The following is a 19918-nucleotide window of genomic DNA, read 5'->3' as shown; positions in this document are numbered from 1 at the left end:
GGCGTGCCATGACGATCCTGTGCGAACCGGCCGCACTCGCCGGACAGCTCTCCCCCGCGCTCGGCGGTGACGTCCGCGCGGCGGACACCCTGGGCGACGCCTCGCGGCTGCTCGCCACCGACCCCCTGGAGAACCTCGTCGTCATCGGCTCGGCCATCGACCTGGACGAGGCCCTGGCGTTCACCGCGGGTCTGCGGGTCGAACGTCCGTCGGCCGGCGTGGTGCTGCTGCGCGACGCGCTCGACGTCGCGGTGCTGACCCGCGCGTTGCGCGCCGGGGTGCGGGAGGTCGTCACGCGGGACGACCTCGCGGCGCTGGTGGACGCCTGCGCCCGGTCACGAGCCCTGTCCTCGCAGGTCACCGGCGTGCCGCTGCCCCGGGCCGACGAGCGCAGGAACGGCCAGGTGATCACGGTGTTCGCCGCGAAGGGCGGGTGCGGCAAGACGACGCTGGCGGTGAACCTGGCCGCGTCGCTCGCGGCCGGTGGCACGCGGTCGGTCTGCCTGGTGGACCTCGACCTCGCGTTCGGCGACGTGGGCATCTGCCTGCGGGCCGAGCCGGTCCGCACGATCGTGCACGGGCTCGGGATGGTCGGCCACGTCGACGCGGCGGGGGCGTCGTCGCTGCTCACGGCGTGCCGGCCGGGGCTGAGCGCGCTGCTCGCGCCGGTCGAGCCCGGTGACGCTGAACGGATCCCGGCGTCGCTCGTCGGCGAGCTGCTGGAGGTGCTGCCGGCGATGTTCGACTTCGTCGTGGTGGACACGCCGTCCGCGTTCAGCGAGCACGTGCTGGCCGCGATGGACGCCTCGCACCACCACGTGCTGCTGACCACGCCGGACGTGCCGGCGTTGAAGAACCTGCGCGTGACGCTGGACATGCTGGACCTGCTCTCCTACGCGCACGACATCCGGTCGATCGTGCTCAACCGGTCCGACGCGAAGGTCGGGCTCTCGATGGACGACATCGAGCGCGTGGTGCGCAGCGACATCCGCGCGCACGTGCCGTCCAGCCGCGACGTCCCGATCTCGGTCAACAAGGGCAACCCGATCGTCATCGACCTGCCCAGGCACCCGGTCAGCGAGGCCATCTCGCGGTTCGCCCGTGAGCACGTGCTCGCCGAGCCCGTCGCCGCCGCCCGGCCCTCGAAGAGGTGGTTCCGATGAGCCTGGCCAACCGCATCGCCGCGCAACGGGAGTCGTCGTCACCGACGCCGCCGGTGCGCCGCCACAACCGCGCCGCCGACCCGTTCGCCGAGGTCAAGCGCAGCGTGCACGCCGGTCTGCTGGAGGTGCTGGGCCCCAAGCTCTACGACGCGCACCTCGACCAGCGCGAGCTGGAGACCCGTGTGCGCCAGACGTTGCAGGCGGTGCTGGAGCGCGACGAGACACCGCTGACCAACGCCGACCGCGCCCGCATCGCGCTGGAGGTGCTGGACGAGATCCTCGGCCACGGACCGCTGGAGCCCTACCTCCGCGACCCCGGCATCTCCGAGATCATGGTCAACGGGTTCGACCAGATCTACGTCGAACGTGCCGGGCGCCTGGAGCCGGTGCCCGTGGCGTTCGCGGACGAGTCCCACCTGCGCCGCACCATCGACAAGATCGTCGCCAAGGTCGGGCGCCGGGTCGACGAGGCGTCCCCGATGGTCGACGCGCGCCTGCCCGACGGCAGCCGCGTCAACGCCGTCGTGCCACCGATCGCGCTGGACGGCTCGGTGCTGACCATCCGCAAGTTCGCCGCCGACCCGTTCACCGTGGACGACCTGGTGGGGTTCGGCACGCTGACGCCCGCGACGGCGTACCTGCTGCAGTCGTGCGTGCAGGGGCGGATGAACATCCTGATCGGTGGCGGCACCGGCTCGGGCAAGACGACATCGCTGAACGTGCTGTCGTCGTTCGTGCCCGCGGACGAGCGCATCGTCACCATCGAGGACGCCGCCGAGCTGCAGCTGCGCCAGGACCACGTGCTGCGCCTGGAGGCACGGCCGCCGAACGTGGAGTCGCGCGGCGAGGTGGCCGTGCGGGACCTGGTGCGCAACGCGCTGCGCATGCGGCCCGACCGGATCATCGTCGGCGAGGTGCGCGACGGCGCGGCGCTGGACATGTTGCAGGCCATGAACACCGGCCACGACGGCTCGATCACCACCGTGCACTCCAACTCGCCGCGCGACTCGTTGTCGCGGCTGGAGACGATGGTGCTGATGGCGGGCGTGGACCTGCCGGCACGCGCGATCCGAGAGCAGATGGCGTCCGCGATCGACCTGATCGTGCACCAGTCGCGGTTGAAGGACGGCACGCGGCGGATCACCCACATCACCGAGGTCATCGGGATGGAGGGCGAGATCGTGACGCTGCAGGACATCTTCACGTTCGACTTCCACGCCGGGGTCGACGAGCGCGGCTTCTACCGGGGCACGCTGCAGTCGACCGGGTTGCGGCCGCACTTCGTGGAGCGGTTGCGCGACCGCGGGATCGACGTCCCGCCGCACCTGTTCGGAGGTGGTCCGCGATGACCCGTGTGGTGGCCGGCTTCGTCACCGGCGTGCTGCTGACGTTCCTGTTCGGCGCTTTCGCCTCTGCCGCACCGACTCGCGGGGTCGTGGTGCTGCTCGACACCAGCGGGTCGATGGCACCGGACCGGATCGTCGTCGCCCGGCAGGCGATCTCCACCTACGTGTCGTCCCTGCCCGCCGACGTCCAGGTCGGGCTGGTGGCGTTCTCGTCTCAACCTTCGCTCGTGCTCGCACCCACCGCGGACCGGGCTGCTTTCTCCGGCGCGCTGAACTCGCTGCAGGCCAAGGGCGACACGTCGTTGTTCGACGCCGTGCCGGTCGGGTTGTCGGCGTTGCAGGGCATTTCCGAACGGCGGATGGTGATCGTGTCCGACGGCGAGGACACCGTCTCGCGCTCCACTGTGGACGCCGCTGTCTCCGCGGTCGCGTCCGCCGGCGTGCCGACCGACGTGATCGGCTTCCAGTACAGCGACGAGGCCCTGCGCCGCATCTCCGCCGCCGCAGGCGGGCGGCTGCTGACCGCGTCCGACGCCCCCGCCCTGGCTGCCGCGTTCGCCGCGCTGACCGTGCCGGCTCCGGTCACCACCGCGCCTTCCGCCGCCGCTCCCGCACCTCTGCCCGCCGTCACACCTGTCCCGGCTCCCGGGCTGAACTGGGCGGCCGTGGTGTTGATCGCGGGCACGTTCCTGATCGTGTTCCTCGTCGTGATCATGCTGCTGACGCCGCGCCGATCCGCCGCCAGCCGCGGGCTCGAACGGCAGCTGGAGCACTACGGCACGCAGGAACCCGTTGCGCAGGAGGAGAGTCAGGCCGCGCAGACCGCCGTGGTCTGGACGCGCCGGGTGATGAGCGACGACGGCGCCGCCCGCCTCGCCGACCGGCTCGACCTGGCCGGGATGAAGGCGAGCCCCGCCGAGTGGACCCTGCTGCGGCTCTGCGCCGGCGCGGGGCTCGCCGCGCTGCTGACGTTGCTGACGACGTGGTGGATCGGCATACCGCTGGGCGCGTTGCTCGGCTGGCTGCTGGCGGCGCTGGTGGTGCGGGTGCGGGCCTCGAAGCGCCGTGCCGCGTTCGCCGACCAGCTCCCGGACGTGCTGCAGCTGGTCGCGAGTTCGCTGCGGTCCGGTTTCTCGCTGGCGCAGTCGATCGACGCCGTCGTCCGCGACGACACCCAGCCCACCGCGGGCGAGTTCTCGCGCGCGCTGGCCGCCACCCGCATCGGTGCCGAGCTGGAGGACGCGCTCGACCGCGTGGCCGCCCGGATGCACAGCGCCGACCTCGCGTGGGTGGTGATGGCGATCCGCATCCAGCGCCAGGTGGGCGGCAACCTCGCCGAGGTGCTGATGAACACCGTCTCCACCATGCGCGACCGGTCGCAGACCCACCGGCACGTCCGCGCCCTGTCCGCGGAAGGCCGCCTGTCCGCGTACGTCCTCGTGGGACTGCCGATCTTCCTCGCGGCGTTCCTGTTCTTCTTCCGCGCGGAGTACATGCGGCCGCTCTACACGACGCCGATCGGCGTCGTGATGCTCTCGTGTGCCGCCGTCCTGGTCGTGCTCGGCTCGTTGTGGATGCGCAAGCTCGTGCGCGTGGAGGTGTGACATGGCGCTGTACCTCGGTGTTGGCTGCCTGCTGCTCGCGGTGTTCCTCGTGGCGTTCGCTCTGGTGATGAAGCCACGCGTCACCGCCGCCGGTTCCCTCACGCTGATCGAGACGAGCTACTCGACCGCCTCGGCGGTGAAACCGGACGCGGTCGTCTCGCCGAGCTGGTTGCGGTCCATCGCTCTGCGGCTGTCCCCCGCCGGCGTCGCGTCGAGGTTGCAGCACCGCCTCGACCTCGCGGGCAACCCCGTCACCTGGACACCGGACCGCGTGCTGGCCGCGAAGGGCCTGGGGCTGCTGCTCGGTCTCGGGCTGGGCGGACTGCTCGGCGTGCGTTCGGCGGGCTGGCTCGTCGCCGGCCTCGTGCTCGGTGCCGTGTTCGGCTTCTTCCTGCCCGACCTGCTGCTGCTCAACGCGGGCCAGAAGCGCCAGGAGAAGATCCGCCGCGCGCTGCCCGACGCGCTGGACATGCTCACCGTGTGCGTGGAAGCGGGTCTCGGCTTCGACGCGGCCATGGCCCAGGTGGCCCGCAACACCTCGGGCCCGCTCGCCCAGGAATGCGCCCGCGTCCTGCAGGAGATGCAAATAGGCAAGTCTCGCAACGAATCCCTGCGAGCCCTGACCCTGCGCACCACCGTCGCCGAGCTCCGCGCGTTCGTCTCCGCTTTGGCCCAGGCGGGTGAGCTGGGCGTCCCGATCGCGTCGGTGCTGCGCGAACAGGCTCGCGAAATGCGCGTCCGCCGCCGTCAACGTGCCGAGGAACAGGCCCAGAAGGTGCCGGTGAAGATCCTGTTCCCGCTGATCACGTGCCTGTTCCCGGCCATGTTCGTGATCATCATCGGCCCCGGCGCCATCAGCATCGCCCGCGTGCTGATGAATCTGTAGGTCCCTGTCCATCGAGGACCGAGGACTCTATTGGTCCCTTCGGTGTAACCAATTGCTACGTGCGGAACGACATGCGGGTTGAACCTTCAGCGAGAGGGGGCGGCTCATGGCAGTCAAAGTCGTCGTCGTCGACGGACACGCACTCACCCGCTTCGGCCTGAAAATGCTCGCCGCCGAGAATCCCGACCTGGAGGTCGTCGACGAGGCGAGCACAGGGGCCGAGGCCCGAGCGATCATCGCCGCGGCCTCTCCGGACGTGGTCACCGTGGCGGTGGCCCTTCCGGACGGCAACGGCCTGCGCCTGGCCCGCGAACTGCGCGACCGCTATCCGGCGCTGGGCATCGTCGTCCTGACCTCGCACGGCGAGGACGACGTGCTCTTCCGCGCACTGGAGACCGGCGCCTCGGCGTTCGTGGGCAAGTCCGCCCCCGTCGAGGAGATCCTCTGCGCCATCCGCCACGCCTCCGTGGCGGCCTCGTCGTTCACCGCCACGGGCCTCGCGAACGCCATGGCCCGCCGCCACGCGGCCCACCTGACGCTGAGCCCGCGGGAACGCGAGGTGCTCCACCTGCTGGGCGAGGGCGTGTCGATCCCGGCGATCGCGCGCACCCTGTTCGTCTCGCCGTCGACGGCCAAGACCTACGTCTCACGCCTCTACGAGAAGCTGGGCGTCTCCAACCGCGCCCAGGCCCTGATGGCGGCGCTGCGCATCGGCCTGATCCACAGCGACGCGACGCCCGCCTGAGGCCCCGAGCCGCCCGGTCCCCACCGGCTCAGGCCCACCAGAACGTCCACAGCGTCGCGGCGCTCACGACCAGCACCGCCAGCGACGCGACCGGCGCCTTCCAGTCCGCATACCGGTCAGCCACGATCTGCGCACCGACCACGAGCACCGCCGCCACCACGTGCGCGACGACGGACAACGTCCCAGGCCCGGGTAGATCGCGGGAGTTCGCGTAGAACTGGACGCCGATGTTCCCCAGAGCGAGCAGCACCATGCCCACCGCGAGCACTCCGCTCACGGCGCGCAGGAATCCGTAGGTCCGCGACGGTCGCTTTGCTGCTTCCACGTCCACTCCCGCCACCCTACGGGTCCAGCGGTGCGCGGCCAGTCACGACCCGGCCGCCCTCATGACCGTGTACGGCAAAAGCCGCACTCCAGGCACCCTTCCGGTCCCTCCGGCTACGGCGCGAGCATCGCCCAGGGGTCCAGCGCGGGCGCCGCCTCCTGGCCCTCGGGACAGCTCCGCCGGAAGTCGCACCACTGGCACTGCCGCCCCGTCACCGGCGGGAACAGGACCTCCTGGTCCCCACCAGCCTTGAGCGTCTCCGTGGCCAGGTCGATCTCGTCCGCGGCCTCCTCGGCCCGCCGGACGTGCCGCGCCAGCGACTCCTCCGTGTGCTCCCACACCGCGACCGACCCCGACGGCAGGTGGTGCAGCTCGACCTTGCGGCACGGCTTGCGCAGCGTGCGCCGAGCCGCCAAGGCGTACAGGGCCAGCGCCTGCGAGCCGCGCGCGTCGTCGGACGTGAGGACGTGGCGACCGGTCTTGTAGTCGACGATGACGAGCTCGCCGTCGCGGTAGTCGATGCGGTCGACCCGGCCCTCGGCCACGATGCGCTCGGTCGGCGACGACACCCAGCGCTCCACGCCCAGCGGTTCGAAGTCGACGTCGAGGGACGACACGTAGTCGTGGACCCAGCCCTGGGCGCGGGTGCGGTACTCGTCGGCCTGGTCCACGTCGCGGAAGCCCTCGGACTTCCACTGCCGGTTCAGCAGCGCGACGGCCTGGTCCGGGGTGCGGCGGTCGGGCGGCAGGTCGAAGAGGGCCTTCAACGCGTTGTGCACCACGGCGCCGAGGGTGTTGTGCGCCCAGGCGCCACCCCTGGGCGGCGAGGGGCGGTCCAGGTACGTCATCCGGAAGCGGCGCGGACAGCTCGTCCACGTCGACAGCTTCGCGGGCGTGACGCGTACGAGCTTGCGGGGTGCCGCGGTGCCGAAGTCGAAGCCGAGTTGTTCCACCCCAACCAAGTTACTCAGGCACCCTGACAGTGTTGGTTTGCCCCTGCTCCGCAGATGGCGGCGAGTTCGTCGGGAAGTCGGTCGTCCGGCCGAATCGCCGGTGCCGAACTGGGCTTCGCCGAATCCGGCACCGGCGGTTGACCGGACGACCGACACGAACTCGCAACGCATCCCGCGTGGAGATCCGCGCTGCGACGAGCTCGCCGGGAGGATGAACTCGCTAGATTCGCCGCATGGAGATCTGGCACAACCCGCGCTGCTCGAAGAGCCGCGCGGCCACGCAGCGCCTCGACGACGAGGGCGTCGAGTACACCGAACGCCGCTACCTCGACGACGTCCCCACCGCCGAGGAGCTCGACCACGTCCTCACGCTGCTCGGCAAGGAGCCGTGGGAGATCGCGCGCACCAAGGAGCCCGCCTACCCGAAGCTGCTCGAACACGACCGCGCGCGGTGGATCGCGCACATGGTCGCCAACCCGAGCCTGATCGAGCGGCCCATCGTCATCGACGGGGACAAGGCCCACATCGAGCGCTAGACGCCGGACGAGATGAAGCCCTGCACGGACGACGCGACGAGCTGCACGGCGATCGCGGCCAGCAGCAGACCGGCGATCTTGGCCATCAGCAGGATCCCGCTCTCCTTGAACACCTTGATCAGCAGACCGGCGGACCGCAGCGTTCCCAGCAGCACGAGGTGCACGGCCACGATCGCCGCGGCCAGCGCGAGGTAGGAGCCCCAGTCACCGTTCGCCTGACGCACGAACACGATCGTCGCGGCGATGGCACCAGGCCCTGCCAGCAACGGCGTCCCCAGCGGCACCAGGGCGATGTTCACGTCCTCGACCTCGGGGTGGTTGGTCGCGCCCTTGCCCGTCAGCAGGTCGAGCGCGATCAGCAACAGCAGCAGCCCGCCCGCACCCTGCAGCGCGGGAATGCCGATGTGCATGTACGCCAGGATCGAGTTGCCGGCCACCGCGAAGAGCGTGATCACCAGGAACGACACCAGCACGCCCTGCCGCGCCGCCCGCTTGCGGGCCTCGCGCGACTTGCGGCCGACCAGCCCCAGGAAGACCGGCACGGTCCCAGGCGGGTCCATGATCACCAGCAGCGTGATCGAGGCCTCGATGAAGAGCCGCAGGTTGAACACGAGAACACCGCCCTTATCCAACGAGGATCTTGCAGCCCGTCGCCCTCTCGGCCAGAGCATCCAGCATCTCCGGCGCCGTCGTCTCCGCGCCGAGCCGCACCGTCTTGTTCGTGCCATGGTAGTCACTCGACCCGGTGACGATCAGGCCCAGCGAGTCCGCCAGCGCGCGCAGCGAGCGCCGCGTCTCCTGGTCGTGGTCCGGGTGGTCCACCTCGACGCCGAAGAGACCGGCCGAGGCCAGCGAGCGCACGACGGAGGGCGCCACGACGGGGCCGCGGGAGCGGGCGAAGGGGTGGGCCAGCACGGTGACGCCGCCGGCCTCGGTGATCATCTCGATCGCGCGCTCGACGGGGGTGTCGGTGCGGCCGACGTAGTACTGGCCGCCGGTCAGGAACGTCGCGAACGCCTCGTCGACCGACGACACCACCCCGGCGCGGATCAGCGCCTGGGCGAGGTGCGGGCGTCCGGCCGGCGCGTCGAACGGCAGGCGGGACATCAGGTCGACCGGGTCGATCGGGAAGCCGTCGGCCTGCATCATCTCGGCCATCTTCTGCAGCCGCTGCCGCCGTTCCTCGCGCAGGCGCGACTGCTCCTTCATCAGCATGGCGTGCGTCGGGTCGTACAGGTACGCCAGCAGATGAACGGTGATGGTGTGGCCGTAGCCGTCAGCCGAGGAGCACGACAGCTCGGCTCCGCGCACCAGCCTCAGCCCGGACGGCAGCGCCGCCTCGGCCTCGGCCCACCCGGCCGCCGTGTCGTGGTCGGTGATCGCCACCGCGTCGAGTCCGGCGAGGGACGCCGCCCTCACCAGGTCTGCGGGGCTGTCGGTGCCGTCGGACTCGGACGAATGGGTGTGCAGATCGATGACCACGTCGTCCAGTGTGGACGACGTGGCGAACGACCCGTGTTACGGGACCATCTTCTTCCCGCGCGCGGCGCGCTGCGCCTTGATCATCGAGAACCGCTCGGCCTGTGCCTTCTTGTCGCCGAAGGTCAGCTCCGAGATGGCGTCGTAGACCTCTTCGGGGTCCGGCAGGAACTCCAGGCGGTTCAGCGCCTGGATCTGACCTGCCGACTCCACGATGAGCGTGCCGTAGCCGAACATGCGTCCGCCCACGGTGCGCTCGTAGGTGAGGTCGGTGACCTTGCTGATGGGCATCATCGCGACTTTGGTCTCGAAGACGCCCGAGGTCAGCATGAAGCGCTTGTCGGTGACGACGATGCGCTCCACCCACCACTCGATGATGAAGTAGGAGAGCCTCAGCAGGACCAGCAGCGCGCCGTACCACAGCACGTTCTGGATCACGCCGGCGTCCGCCGGGAGCAGGTACGAGATCATCATGAAGCCGGCGAGCAGCGCCGCCGCCTCCAGGACGTCCCAGATCAGGTAGGACCAGTGCCTGCGCACCCGGATGACCCGACGCTCGCTCGACAGCAGGTAGTCGTCCGGATCACGTGGTGCGAACATGCGCTACCAGCCCTTTCCTGGTACCAGGCAGTGCCCTGTCTGACCTGCTCCCGCCACCCCGCGGGTGGCTGACACCAGACTAGAAGACAGAACGCACGAACGTGATCAGCGCTTCGGCCGCGGTTCGCAGCGAGTTGAGGATGTTCTGCACGAGTTGAGCCGCCTGCTGAGGCTCCGCGATCAGGAAGAACAACAGCAAGGCGATTCCAGCGAAAGTGAGAATCTTCTTCAAGTTCACGGTGTCCACCCCGTCCGCGTCGCACCCGTTTGGCGCCGTTCGTGACCGTTGTACAGCACGATTCAGCACCTTGGGAGATTTGTACCGCAGCCGGGGTAGCGGACAGCACCGCCGATCCGGTGTGACTACCCTTCGTGATCGTGACGCCCAGCAGCAAGCGCACGATCCGTTGCGTCGGAGCCGTCGTTCATGACTCGAACGGGCGACTGCTGCTCGTGCGACGCGCTAATCCGCCTGGTGAGGGCCTGTGGTCGATACCGGGCGGGCGAGTGGAGCCCGATGAGACGGATGAGGCGGCTGTGACTAGGGAACTAGCCGAGGAGACGGGACTCTCCGTCACCGTCGGCCGCCTCGTCGGCCACGTGGAGCGACCGGCCCCGAACGGGGTTTTCCTGATCTTCGACTACGAATGCCAGGTCACGTCGGGTGTGCTCCGAGCGGGCGACGACGCATCGGATGTCGCTTGGGTCGACGGTGCGACCTTGGACACACTTCCGACCACCGAAGGGCTCGTGGAAGCGCTCTCCGGCTGGAACTGCCTGCCCAGGGCCTGATCAGGGTTCACGCGTTAGGGGTGGGACGTTCAACGCCATACGAGACGTTGCCCGTGGGCCTCGGTGGTCGCCAGGGTGGTCGTCTCCACGCCTGACTCACCGACACGGATGAGGCGCAGCTCACCGGCCTCGTGCGCCGCCCACCAGACAGGCCTGCCCAAAGCGGACAACGCGGGCACGAGGTCGAGGCCGGACCCGCTCGTGATGACGACGAGCGGCGCGTCGATCGGTTCGACCGCCTTGGCGAGGTCCGCGACCGGGTCACCGGTCACCAGGCGCGGCGGGTTCTTGCGCAGCACCCCGCACGCGACTCCGAACAGCCGCAGCCGCTCCGGCTGATCGGCCCACACACAGGCCTCCAGCCACGCGTAGGCGTCCTCGTCGGCCAGGTCGGCGGGTGCCACCCCGATCCCCGCCTTCGCGGCCACCTTGACCGTCTTGGGCAGCTTCGGCAGCGCGGCGCCGGGAGCGAGCTCCAAGGCGCAGTGCAGTCCCAGCGCGGCCTTGGCCGGCCCGGCGACGAGCTGGCCCGCCTCCGCGGTCTGGTAGCGGTACGAGTACTGGTCGAGCCCGAGCAGCAGCCCGGCCGTCGTCGCGGCCTCGACGAGCCCGACCGGCCCGCCCGCCTGCTTCGCCGCGGCCGCGACGGCCGGGTAGAGCAGGGCCGCCCGCCGCACCTCGTTGGTCTGGATCACCTGGCTGGACACCAGCGCCCGCACGCGGTCGCCCCGCTCCAGCAGGAAGTCCCGGAACAACGGCCAGGTGCTCTCGTCCGCGCCGTACGTCCCGCCGAGCGACGGGTAGTAGTTCGAGAGCTGGTGGAACGGCTCGGCCTGCACCAGCCGGTGCGCCGCCGCCAGCAGGAGCTCGCCCGTGGCGTTGTCCTCGCTGGCGGCGGTCAGCAGGTCGGCGACTTCCGGATCCTCGGCGGCACGCGACGCGAGGTGCCCGTACAGCGGCGAGGTGGCCGCGGCCTCCTCCGCGAAAGCGCGCAACCTCCGCTGTGCCAGATCCAGAGAAGTCACTTCACTACCCCACAATCAGTTGGACACAGGTTCCGGCCGCCCCGGCTGCTCGCCACCGCGGGCCTCGCCGTAGGACTGCTTCGGCACCATGACCTTGCGCCTGAAGATGCACACGACCGTGCCGTCCTGCTTGTAGCCGCGAGTCTCCACGTAGACCACGCCCCTGTCGTCCTTCGACTTGGACGGCGTCTTGTCGAGCACCTCGGTCTCACCGTAGATCGTGTCGCCGTGGAACGTCGGCTTCACGTGCCGCAGCGACTCGATCTCCAGGTTGGCGATCGCCTTGCCGGAGACGTCGGGCACGGACATGCCCAGCAGCAACGAGTAGATGTAGTTGCCGACGACGACGTTCTTGCCGAAGTCCGTCGTGTTCTCCGCGTAGTTCACGTCCATGTGGAGCGGGTGGTGATTCATCGTGAGCAGGCAGAACAGGTGGTCGTCGTACTCCGTCACCGTCTTGCCAGGCCAGTGCTTGTAGACCGCTCCGACCTCGAACTCCTCGTAGTACCGACCGAACTGCACCGCGCCTCCAACTACGTGTGATCGAGATCTGTCTCGGGTGGGGAGACAGTCTTCACACGGAGGGAGTACCCTCGGCAACCGGTGTGTGAGGATTTCCACCACCGTCGACTCCGCCCCGAGGAGGTGAGGACCCCTAAATGAGCAAGGACCCCCACCCTGCCAGTACCAAGCGCGTCCTCACCGAGGTGGCCTGCTAGATCGTTCTAGTTCGCCGAGTCCCACCGGTAGGACGCCCGTCGTGCTTTTCGTGCACCTCGACGACGTGTGGCCCTGGAGGAACTCACCATGCCCAGCCTGCCCTCGATCCGCGGACGCGGCGCCCAGCAGCGCCCTGCGCCGCACATCTCCGTGCCGTTGTCGCACTACGTGGTCGACTGCGCGGTCTACGTCGATGGCAAGCGCTTGCCCGGCCGGTGGACGCACACCGACGCCGTCAAAGAGGTGAGCAAGCGCAAGGACGGCTTCGTCTGGATCGGACTGCACGAGCCCGACGCCGAGCAGATCGAGGGCATCGCCGAGACGTTCGGCCTGCACGAGCTCGCGGTCGAGGACGCGGTGCACGCGCACCAGCGCCCGAAGCTCGAGCGGTACGACAACACGCTCTTCATGGTCTTCAAGACCGTTCGCTACGTGACGAACGAATCCCCCGACACCGCCAACGAGATCGTCGAGTCCGGCGAGATCATGGTGTTCCTGGGCAAGGACTTCGTGATCACCGTGCGGCACGGCAACCACTCCGGGCTCTCCAAGCTGCGGCACGTGCTGGAGGCCGACCCGGAGCGCCTGGAGATCGGCCCCTCCGCGGTGATGCACGCGATCGCCGACCAGGTCGTCGACAACTACCTCGAGGTCACCGACCACATCGAGGACGACATCGACCGCATGGAGGAGCGCGTCTTCGCGCCGCGCACCGAGGTGAGCGCGGAGCAGATCTACATGTTCAAGCGCGAGGTCGTGGAGCTCCGCCGGGCGGTGATGCCGCTCGCGAACCCGTTGCGCCGCCTGGCGGAGGGCTACACGCCGCTAATCCCCGAGCAGGTGCGCGCGTTCTTCCGGGACGTCGACGACCACCTCACCGAGGTGTCCGAGCGCGTCACGGCGTTCGACGAGCTGCTGACGACGCTGGTCGACGCGACGCTCGCGAAGATCACGCTGCAGCAGAACACCGACATGCGCAAGATCACCTCGTGGGTCGCGATCATCTCCGTGCCGACCATGGTCGTCGGTGTGTACGGCATGAACTTCGACTACATGCCCGAGCTGAAGTGGAAGTTCGGCTATCCGCTGATCATGAGTCTGGTCCTGATCGCCTGCCTGACGCTCTACCGAATACTGCGCCGAAATCGCTGGCTCTAGTCCCGGTTTCGCTCGCTTTTTTCGTTGTAGAAGGGCCCTGTCATGACCAGAATCCTCACCAACATCCGCTTCTGGATCCTCGCGTTCCTGCTCTGCTGGATCACCACCGTGTTCGTGCTGATCAGCGGAACGCCCTGACGTGTACGCGCGGCTGACGAACCTCAGGTTCTGGCTGCTGGTGTTCCCCATCGGCTGGCTCGCGATGGTCTTCGTGTCCATCGCGTTCTGGCCGTCTCCGGGTGCCGCGTCACCGGACGAGCTCGCCACCGAGGTGACGAACGCGTTGCGCGCACACGACTTCCACAAGCTGGAGCCGTTGCTGGCGGTCGGCGGCGAGGACGTCGCGAAGACGACCGCGGACCAGTTCCAGACCGCGCAGGTGGACCGCGGCGTCTACCGCGACGGCGCCATCGTCGTCGAGTACACGCACGACGGCACCCGCGCGGAGTTCCGGCTGCCCGTGGAGGTCCAGGACGGCCGGTACGTGGTGAACCCGGTCGTCACTCCCACGGGGTGACGCCCCAGGTGAACGGCGTGCCGTGGCCCGCGCCGTGGCCGAGGTTCAGCGAGATCCCGGCCGGCCAGAGCTTGAGCAGCAGCTCGAACCGGTAGTCGTCGTCCGTGCGGCGAGGCTCGAAGACCAGCAGCGCCAACGGTGTCGTGGGCGTCGCCTTCGCGGCCGCGTCCGCCAGCACGGCCCTGCCCATCGCCCGGTCGGCGGGCGAGACGTACTGCCACACCACGGAGTGCCACACGACGGTGAGCACGTCCCGTTCGGCGCGGGCGAGCTGCTTCGCCAGCCACTCCGGACCGGCCGACCGGTCGACCCTGACGGGATCGGTGGCGGCGAGGTCCAGCGCGTCCCGCAGGCGGTTCCACCTCTCCAGCTGGTCCGGCCAGACGAACGAGCTCAGGTGCAGACGTCCGTCCTCTGTGGACACGTCGACCGGGTTGAGGTCGCAGCCCGCCCTGCCGACGACGCGCAGCCGGTGGCTCAGGTCGGCGGACGGCCTGCCGGTCCACTCCGGGTCGAGGACCAGGAGGCTGTCCGGATCGCCGAGGACCGTGTCCTCCAGCTGGTAGCCGACGTGGTGCGGACGCAGGTTGAGCCCGCCGCTCGCGCCGACCTCCAGCAGCCGCACGCAGAACGGCACGTGCCGTCCGGCGGCCTTCGCGGCCTCCTGTGCGGCGACCATCAGGCCGCCGTAGAGGGGCGCGCTGCGGCCGGGTTCGTTGGTCTGCACGACGGTGGCCAGCACGCGTTGCCGCAGGACGTCGGCGTGCGCCTCGAGAGCGGGCAGCGCGTCCTCCCACAGCGTCGGCAGGTGGGGCTGGCCGCCGACGGACGGGTAGTGCTTCGCGAGGCCCGGCGCGCGCCCTTCGAGCACGAGCCGGTGGACGGCGCCCGCGAACCGCAGCCCGGGCACGGTGCCCTCCCGGTCGCGTTCGGAGCCGGCCATGATCCTGGCCGTGACACCGCCCTGCCGGAGGTCGTCGGCGGCGTCGATGAGGAGTCGCTGGGTCAGCGGACTGCGGTCGCGGCATCCGTGAGCGGCCGCGGCGAACAGCTCGGCAAGCACGGTGACCACGCTAATGGCAGCCAAGCCACCCGTCATGTGGTGAAAGACCTCATTACAGTGCTGGGATGGCTCGGATTCTGGCTGTCGCGGACGAGGTGGTCGAGCAGCTGTGGACCGATCAGGTGCACCAGCACTCGGGCGTCGACCTGATCGTCGCGGCCGGTGACCTGCCGTTCGACTACCTGGAACACCTGGCCAACGCCCTGGACAAGCCGCTGGTGTTCGTCCCCGGCAACCACGACACCGACCTGTCGGGCTACTCGAACGTGCGCGGCCTGTGGACCAAGGCGGGCGTGCCGGTGCGGTGGCCAGGACCAGCCGGTGCGGTGAACGCGGACGAACGCGTGGTCGATGTCGCCGGCCTGCGGATCGCGGGTCTCGGTGGTTCGATCCGCTACAACAAGGGCCCGAACCAGTGGACGGAACGGCAGCAGGCCCGCCGTGCCCGCCGGGTGTCCCGGCTGGCCGGGTGGCGCAGGCTGCGGGACGGACGTGGTGTGGACGTGTTGCTGACCCACTCGCCGCCGCTGGACTGCGGCGACGAACCCGACGGGCCGCACCGCGGCTTCGACTGTTTACGTGGACTTGTCTCACGGCTGCAGCCCTCGTTCATGCTGCACGGCCACATTCATCCGCACGGCGTGCCACGTCCAGACCGTTCGCTGGGCGCCACACGCGTGATCAACGTCGTTCCGCAGAAGGTTCTCGAGATCTCGGGAGGTCGTGATGAGACGTGACACCGGTTTCCCCGTGGCCGACGCCGAGAGCGACTTCCTGCGCGCTCGCCGCCGCCAGGTGATGTCGCGCCTCGCGGCCTGGCTGCGCCGTGAGCCCGACGACGTGAACATCATGCTGCCGTTCCACGAGGTCGTGGACGCCCTGGGCATGGCGTCGGAGAAGCGCCTGGGCCTGCAGACGATCCGCCTGGACTCGATCGTCGGCAGCGTAGACCGCACCCGCGACTTCGACCGCCGCTTCCGCCCGACCTCCGGCCGCGTCCGGGAACGCTGGCAACGACTGGCCCTGGCCGCGCGCCGCGGCGAGAGCGTGCCGCCGATCGAGGTGTACCGGGTCGGCGAGCTGCACTTCATCATCGACGGCCACCACCGGGTGTCGGTGGCGCACGCGATGGGCCTGGAGGTCATCGACGCGTACGTGACGCAGGTGATCACCCGGATCAACTCGTCCGGCATCCGCTACCGCGGCGACCTGATCGTGAAGGACTACCGGCGCCTGTTCCTCGACCGCGTCCCGCTGAGCGGCGAGGCCCGCGCCGCCGTCGTGCTGTCCGACCCGTGGCACTACGCCCAGCTCGGCGAGCACGTCGAGGCGTGGGGGTTCCGGCTGATGCAGGACAGCTGCCAGTTCCTGGACCGCTCCGAGGTGGCGCGCCGCTGGTACGCCGACGAGTACAAGCCGGTCGTGGCGATGCTGCGGCAGGCCGACATGATCGGCGACCGCACCGAGACCGAGGCGTACATGTGGGTCGCGGCGGAGCGGTACCGGCTGATCCGCACGCACCGCTGGGACGCCGACGTCATCAACGCCGTGCGGGAGGAGACGCGGTCGCCGGGGAAGGGCGGCAAGGCCTGAGCCGGCTTCACCTCGCTCGTCGCGGCTTCGCACAGCGCTCGCGGCCCGGTTATTACGATCGCGCGTTTCGCTCGTATCCGATGTGGAAGGTCTTCGAGCGGATCCCCGAACTTGCATGGACTCCGCACCAGCCGTCTCGAAGCAGTCAACCTTCGAGCGAAAGGTCTCGGTCGTGATCGACATCCTCCCAGCCGCCGCGGTGGCGCTCTCCGGACTCGTGTTCAAGTACCTGACGGTGCGCGAGTTCACCCGGCGTGCCGAACCGCGCGATCTGCCGGCCATCGCTGCGCGGGTCTGCCGGCCCCTGTTCCCGCGGCCGCGCGAAATGCGCTCGCACGGCCGCACGCGTCGTGGCTAGCGTGCGCGCGTGACTGATCTTGTCTCCGAACGTCTCGTCCTCCGCCCGTGGTCCGAGCTCGACGTGAAGGCCGTGGTCGAGGAGACCCGCCAACCGGCGTGGGCCGCCGACTTCCCGGCGGAGGGCGACGCGGTGATCGCCGGACTCCTCTCCTCCAACCCGGACTGGCTCTCCCCGTTCGGCCATCGCCTGATCATCGAGCGGTCGACCGATGAGGTCGTGGGGTCCCTGGGGCTGTTCTGGCCTCCTTCCGACGGCCGGGTGGAGATCGGGTACGGCGTGGTGCCCTCGCGCCAGGGACGCGGCTACGCCTCGGAGGCGACCGCCGCCCTGACCGCGTTCGCGCTGGAACTGGACGACGTGCACACCGTCCACGCCAACGTCGAGGTGACCAACCCGGCCTCCGCCCGCGTGCTGGAGAAGGCGGGCTTCACCCGGTGCGCGAGCACCGGCGAGCTGATCAGCTACCAGCGCACGGTCAGCTGACCGGTCCGAACTCGCGGTCGAGCACCTCGGGCCAGTCCGCGTGCCCGAGGCCGCCGTTCAGCAGCACGTCACGCCAGTCCACCCGCAGCGCGCGCACCTGCGCCCGCAGCACCGGCAGGTCGCCGGCGGCCGCCAGCACCACGGCGGCGTGGACGCGTTCCACGTCCTGGTTGTCGGTGAACGCGCCGGCGAGCCTGCCCAGCACCTCGTCGACCAGGTCGGCGCGGAAGTCCGCGCGCACTCTCGCGGCGACCCGCTCCGACACGGTCACCGGGGCGCCACCCTCGGCCCGTCCGCGTCCGGCAGCGGCCGCGCCTGGTCCAGCACCTCGTCGGTGTACTTGTCGAGCAGCCGCGTGCCGATCTGCTGCGCGTACCCGAAGATGACCGCCCACAGCAGCAGGGCCGCCGCGGACGGGATGCCGATCAGCCCGCTCGTGACTCCCGCTCCCAGCGCCAGGATGCCGACCACCGCCAGTGCCGCACCGAGCATGATCTTGATCAGCGCCTGGTAGCCGATCATCACGTACGGCGAGAGCGATGGCCGGCGCCGTAAGAGCAGCACCACGGCGGCCAGCACCGCGCCGAACGACCCGAGCACCTGCACCAGCCACACGTCCACACCGGACGCCTTCGCCGTGCCGCCCGGGCAGACGGTGGGCAGCGCGTTCTCCTTCGGGTCGACGCACAGCGGGATGATGCCGGGCTTCACGATGCCGACGACGCCGAGAACCGTGTTGATCACGAACAGCACGAGGGACGCGGCGATCAGCTTGTTGCGCAGCGCGCGGGAACCGGCGTGCGCGAAGTCCGAGTTGTCGTAGGCGGCCCGCAGCGCGTCCACCACGATCGCGCGCTCGACCGCGGGCGTGAACTCCCCCGGCCGCAACGCTTCCAGGGCCCGGCGACGCGGATCGTCGTCGTCCAGGTACTGCGCCACCCGCGCCCGCAGACCGGGCAACCGCCCCAGGAACCCGCGCTCGGCCGAGATCGTGGCGACCTCGGCCTCGTGCAGGGCGCGCCAGGCGCGTTCGATGTGCCAGCCCGACCACCACGACGGCAGCATGCGCCACCACGGCTCGCGGGCGTTGAGCATCGCCTCGACCACGACGGCCTGCTCCTCGGCCGTGCGACGCCACACGTCGCCCTCGGGATCGATGGGGTCGGACGGGCCGAGGGCAGCCAGATCCGCGCGGACCCGGTCCAACCGGGACTGCACGACGAGTCTCCAGTCGGTGACTCTGGGTTTGCGCTCGGCCATGTCCCGATGGTGACAGGAGGGTCTGACAATTTCGGCAGCCATCCGTGTGACGTGCGCAAACGTCACCCGAACACCTCAGTCCGTGATCGTCTGCGCTACCGCACGGAAAGTAGCGGCCTCCGCCAACTCGTCCTCGTCGAACCGGTAGAGGCCCCCGCCACTTCCAGCCGCCCGCTCAGCCACGCCAACACCGTGTCGGTGAGCGTGCCGGTCAGCGACGGAGGCTGCCGATCTGGTCACCGTCGATCGAGTCCCGAACGGGAGGTAGCCGCCGGGCTCGGGCCACAACGGCAACGGGTGGTACTCCGGGAACCTCGCCTTGGCCTCACGCTCGAAGCCGAGCGCGCGACCCGACCGCGCCACCAGGCCCAGGTCGCCGGGATCCAGCGGGTCCACAGCCGCAGCCCGTCGGACCGCGCTTCGATTTATAACCTTGCGCTTATATACGCCACAAGTTATAAAAGACCCGTGGACGTCTTCGAGGCCGTGGCCGAACCAACCCGCAGGCACCTGATCAGCCTGCTGGCCGAACGCGAACGCACCGCGGGCGAGCTCGTCGACAGCCTGCCGTCACTGACCCAGCCGGCCGTGTCCCGCCACCTCCGCGTCCTGCGCGAAACAGGACTGGTCGAGGTGAGACCGGACGGCCAGCGCCGCATCTACGCGCTGAAACCCGATGGCCTGCAACGGATCGACGACTGGATCACCCCGTACCGCCGCTTCTGGCGCGACCACCTCGACGCACTGCAACAGCACCTGGAGGACGAATGAGCGACCTCGGCACCATCACCGTCGAAGGCGCGCACGCCACCCTCACCTTCCACCGGCGCTTCCGGTTCCCGATCGACCGCGTCTGGGCGGCCATCACCGACGACGCCGAACGCAAGGCGTGGTTCGGTGAGGGCACCGTCGATCCGCACGGCAAGGAGGTCGTCATCGAGCCCGAGGACCCGCCCGCGCCGATGGAGGCCAAGCGCGTGACGGGCCGCATCCTCACGTGGCAGCCGCCGGAGAACGGCCGCGCGGTCTTCGAGCACGAGTGGCACCAGCGGATCGTGGAGGACAGCGTCGTGCGCTACGAGCTCACGGCGGAGGGTGACGAGACGGTGCTGCGCTTCACCCACACCGGACTGTCCGAACGCAACGCCAGGGGTTTCGCGCCCGGCACGCACGCGTTCTTCGACCGCGCGGACGCCTTCCTGCGGGGCGGGACCCCGCCGAACTGGAGCGAGCGCTACGCCGAGGTGGCGCCCGAGTACCCGGCCTGGCGCTAGCGAGAGACCACACGAGGACGGTCGACCAGCGGAAG

27 protein-coding genes are annotated in these 19918 nt (G+C 69.8%); 15 read left to right on the top strand and 12 right to left on the bottom strand.

Annotated features, from left to right (window positions below; all coding sequences use genetic code 11):
- Positions 1 to 8: 8 nt before the first annotated feature.
- From ORI60_RS27800 to ORI60_RS27780, 5 genes are all read left to right on the top strand, one after another.
- A complete protein-coding gene (locus ORI60_RS27800; RefSeq protein WP_266040950.1) occupies positions 9 to 1163 on the top strand; it encodes an AAA family ATPase in 1155 nt (384 codons plus the stop codon).
- The gene (locus tag ORI60_RS27795) at positions 1160 to 2512 is read left to right on the top strand and encodes a CpaF family protein (protein WP_266040949.1); all 1353 of its coding nucleotides are present in this window, start codon (positions 1160 to 1162) and stop codon (positions 2510 to 2512) included. Before ORI60_RS27800 ends, ORI60_RS27795 begins: the two co-directional genes overlap by 4 nt.
- On the top strand, positions 2509 to 4113 hold the full coding sequence (locus ORI60_RS27790) for a VWA domain-containing protein (RefSeq protein WP_266040948.1): 1605 nt from the start codon (positions 2509 to 2511) through the stop codon (positions 4111 to 4113). Before ORI60_RS27795 ends, ORI60_RS27790 begins: the two co-directional genes overlap by 4 nt.
- A gap of 1 nt (position 4114) precedes the next feature.
- A complete protein-coding gene (locus tag ORI60_RS27785; protein WP_266040947.1) occupies positions 4115 to 4999 on the top strand; it encodes a type II secretion system F family protein in 885 nt (294 codons plus the stop codon).
- 106 nt (positions 5000 to 5105) lie between these two features.
- Positions 5106 to 5744, top strand: a complete 639-nt coding sequence (locus ORI60_RS27780; RefSeq protein ID WP_266040946.1) for a response regulator transcription factor — start codon at positions 5106 to 5108, stop codon at positions 5742 to 5744.
- Between the two features lie 28 nt (positions 5745 to 5772).
- Here the strand turns inward: ORI60_RS27780 and ORI60_RS27775 are convergent, their stop codons facing one another.
- Both ORI60_RS27775 and ORI60_RS27770 read right to left on the bottom strand, forming a co-directional pair.
- On the bottom strand, positions 5773 to 6069 hold the full coding sequence (locus ORI60_RS27775) for a hypothetical protein (RefSeq protein ID WP_266040945.1): 297 nt from the start codon (positions 6067 to 6069) through the stop codon (positions 5773 to 5775).
- A gap of 113 nt (positions 6070 to 6182) precedes the next feature.
- Entirely contained in the window at positions 6183 to 7022 is an 840-nt protein-coding gene (locus ORI60_RS27770; protein ID WP_266040944.1) for a PD-(D/E)XK nuclease family protein, read from the bottom strand.
- A gap of 233 nt (positions 7023 to 7255) precedes the next feature.
- On the opposite strand from ORI60_RS27770, the gene ORI60_RS27765 reads away from it, so the two are divergent.
- Complete coding sequence (locus ORI60_RS27765; protein WP_266040943.1) at positions 7256 to 7558, top strand: ArsC/Spx/MgsR family protein; 303 nt, start codon at positions 7256 to 7258, stop codon at positions 7556 to 7558.
- On the opposite strand, the gene ORI60_RS27760 is transcribed toward ORI60_RS27765, so the two are convergent.
- The 4 genes from ORI60_RS27760 to ORI60_RS27745 all read right to left on the bottom strand — a co-directional run bounded on the left by ORI60_RS27760 (position 7555) and on the right by ORI60_RS27745 (position 9875).
- Positions 7555 to 8169, bottom strand: a complete 615-nt coding sequence (locus ORI60_RS27760) for a MarC family protein (protein WP_266040942.1) — start codon at positions 8167 to 8169, stop codon at positions 7555 to 7557. The two genes, ORI60_RS27765 and ORI60_RS27760, sit on opposite strands and share 4 nt — an antisense overlap.
- Positions 8170 to 8182: 13 nt before the next feature.
- Positions 8183 to 9040, bottom strand: coding sequence for a PHP domain-containing protein (locus ORI60_RS27755; RefSeq protein ID WP_416234499.1), 858 nt, complete (start codon positions 9038 to 9040; stop codon positions 8183 to 8185).
- A gap of 36 nt (positions 9041 to 9076) precedes the next feature.
- A complete protein-coding gene (locus ORI60_RS27750; RefSeq protein ID WP_266040941.1) occupies positions 9077 to 9637 on the bottom strand; it encodes a PH domain-containing protein in 561 nt (186 codons plus the stop codon).
- A gap of 79 nt (positions 9638 to 9716) precedes the next feature.
- Positions 9717 to 9875 carry a hypothetical protein gene (locus tag ORI60_RS27745; RefSeq protein ID WP_169746024.1) on the bottom strand — a complete coding sequence of 53 codons (159 nt, stop codon included), beginning with the start codon at positions 9873 to 9875 and terminating at the stop codon, positions 9717 to 9719.
- 134 nt (positions 9876 to 10009) lie between these two features.
- On the opposite strand from ORI60_RS27745, the gene ORI60_RS27740 reads away from it, so the two are divergent.
- Positions 10010 to 10429: an NUDIX hydrolase gene (locus ORI60_RS27740; protein WP_416234498.1), complete on the top strand. Its 420-nt coding sequence runs from the start codon at positions 10010 to 10012 to the stop codon at positions 10427 to 10429.
- A 29-nt stretch (positions 10430 to 10458) separates the two neighbouring features.
- Here ORI60_RS27740 and ORI60_RS27735 read toward each other — a convergent pair whose 3' ends face one another.
- Complete coding sequence (locus ORI60_RS27735; RefSeq protein WP_266040939.1) at positions 10459 to 11454, bottom strand: DUF2332 domain-containing protein; 996 nt, start codon at positions 11452 to 11454, stop codon at positions 10459 to 10461.
- Between the two features lie 15 nt (positions 11455 to 11469).
- Positions 11470 to 11976 (bottom strand): MaoC family dehydratase, encoded by a 507-nt coding sequence (locus ORI60_RS27730; protein ID WP_090065688.1) that lies wholly within the window; start codon positions 11974 to 11976, stop codon positions 11470 to 11472.
- Positions 11977 to 12261: 285 nt separating this feature from the next.
- On the opposite strand from ORI60_RS27730, the gene corA reads away from it, so the two are divergent.
- Together corA and ORI60_RS27720 are read left to right on the top strand one after the other, a co-directional pair.
- Positions 12262 to 13332: a magnesium/cobalt transporter CorA gene (gene corA / locus ORI60_RS27725; protein WP_266040938.1), complete on the top strand. Its 1071-nt coding sequence runs from the start codon at positions 12262 to 12264 to the stop codon at positions 13330 to 13332.
- A gap of 139 nt (positions 13333 to 13471) precedes the next feature.
- Complete coding sequence (locus ORI60_RS27720) at positions 13472 to 13849, top strand: hypothetical protein (protein WP_266040937.1); 378 nt, start codon at positions 13472 to 13474, stop codon at positions 13847 to 13849.
- Here ORI60_RS27720 and ORI60_RS27715 read toward each other — a convergent pair.
- On the bottom strand, positions 13833 to 14912 hold the full coding sequence (locus tag ORI60_RS27715) for a DUF2332 domain-containing protein (RefSeq protein WP_266040936.1): 1080 nt from the start codon (positions 14910 to 14912) through the stop codon (positions 13833 to 13835). The genes ORI60_RS27720 and ORI60_RS27715 overlap by 17 nt on opposite strands.
- A 65-nt stretch (positions 14913 to 14977) precedes the next feature.
- Here ORI60_RS27715 and ORI60_RS27710 point away from each other — a divergent pair, with 65 nt between their 5' ends.
- The 4 genes from ORI60_RS27710 (at position 14978) to ORI60_RS27695 (ending at position 17349) form a co-directional block, all read left to right on the top strand.
- Entirely contained in the window at positions 14978 to 15649 is a 672-nt protein-coding gene (locus tag ORI60_RS27710) for a metallophosphoesterase family protein (RefSeq protein WP_266040935.1), read from the top strand.
- Entirely contained in the window at positions 15639 to 16505 is an 867-nt protein-coding gene (locus ORI60_RS27705; RefSeq protein ID WP_266040934.1) for a chromosome partitioning protein ParB, read from the top strand. Before ORI60_RS27710 ends, ORI60_RS27705 begins: the two co-directional genes overlap by 11 nt.
- Before the next feature lie 172 nt (positions 16506 to 16677).
- Positions 16678 to 16863 (top strand): hypothetical protein, encoded by a 186-nt coding sequence (locus ORI60_RS27700; RefSeq protein WP_266040933.1) that lies wholly within the window; start codon positions 16678 to 16680, stop codon positions 16861 to 16863.
- A gap of 9 nt (positions 16864 to 16872) precedes the next feature.
- Positions 16873 to 17349: a GNAT family N-acetyltransferase gene (locus ORI60_RS27695; RefSeq protein ID WP_266040932.1), complete on the top strand. Its 477-nt coding sequence runs from the start codon at positions 16873 to 16875 to the stop codon at positions 17347 to 17349.
- Here ORI60_RS27695 and ORI60_RS27690 read toward each other — a convergent pair.
- The 3 genes from ORI60_RS27690 to ORI60_RS27680 all read right to left on the bottom strand — a co-directional run bounded on the left by ORI60_RS27690 (position 17342) and on the right by ORI60_RS27680 (position 19005).
- Complete coding sequence (locus ORI60_RS27690) at positions 17342 to 17620, bottom strand: hypothetical protein (RefSeq protein ID WP_266040931.1); 279 nt, start codon at positions 17618 to 17620, stop codon at positions 17342 to 17344. The genes ORI60_RS27695 and ORI60_RS27690 overlap by 8 nt on opposite strands.
- Positions 17617 to 18609, bottom strand: coding sequence for a hypothetical protein (locus ORI60_RS27685; RefSeq protein ID WP_266040930.1), 993 nt, complete (start codon positions 18607 to 18609; stop codon positions 17617 to 17619). The genes ORI60_RS27690 and ORI60_RS27685 overlap by 4 nt, the downstream gene beginning before the upstream one ends.
- A gap of 75 nt (positions 18610 to 18684) precedes the next feature.
- On the bottom strand, positions 18685 to 19005 hold the full coding sequence (locus tag ORI60_RS27680; protein ID WP_266040929.1) for a hypothetical protein: 321 nt from the start codon (positions 19003 to 19005) through the stop codon (positions 18685 to 18687).
- Positions 19006 to 19077: 72 nt separating this feature from the next.
- Between ORI60_RS27680 and ORI60_RS27675 the strand changes: the two genes are divergently transcribed.
- On the top strand, positions 19078 to 19380 hold the full coding sequence (locus ORI60_RS27675; protein WP_266040928.1) for an ArsR/SmtB family transcription factor: 303 nt from the start codon (positions 19078 to 19080) through the stop codon (positions 19378 to 19380).
- Positions 19377 to 19883, top strand: coding sequence for an SRPBCC family protein (locus ORI60_RS27670; RefSeq protein ID WP_266040927.1), 507 nt, complete (start codon positions 19377 to 19379; stop codon positions 19881 to 19883). Before ORI60_RS27675 ends, ORI60_RS27670 begins: the two co-directional genes overlap by 4 nt.
- Positions 19884 to 19918: the final 35 nt, after the last annotated feature.

Source organism: Lentzea sp. NEAU-D7 (genome assembly GCF_026242055.1).
In the GTDB taxonomy this organism is placed as follows: Bacteria; Actinomycetota; Actinomycetes; order Mycobacteriales; family Pseudonocardiaceae; genus Lentzea.
This window is presented reverse-complemented; position numbering and strand designations above follow the sequence as displayed.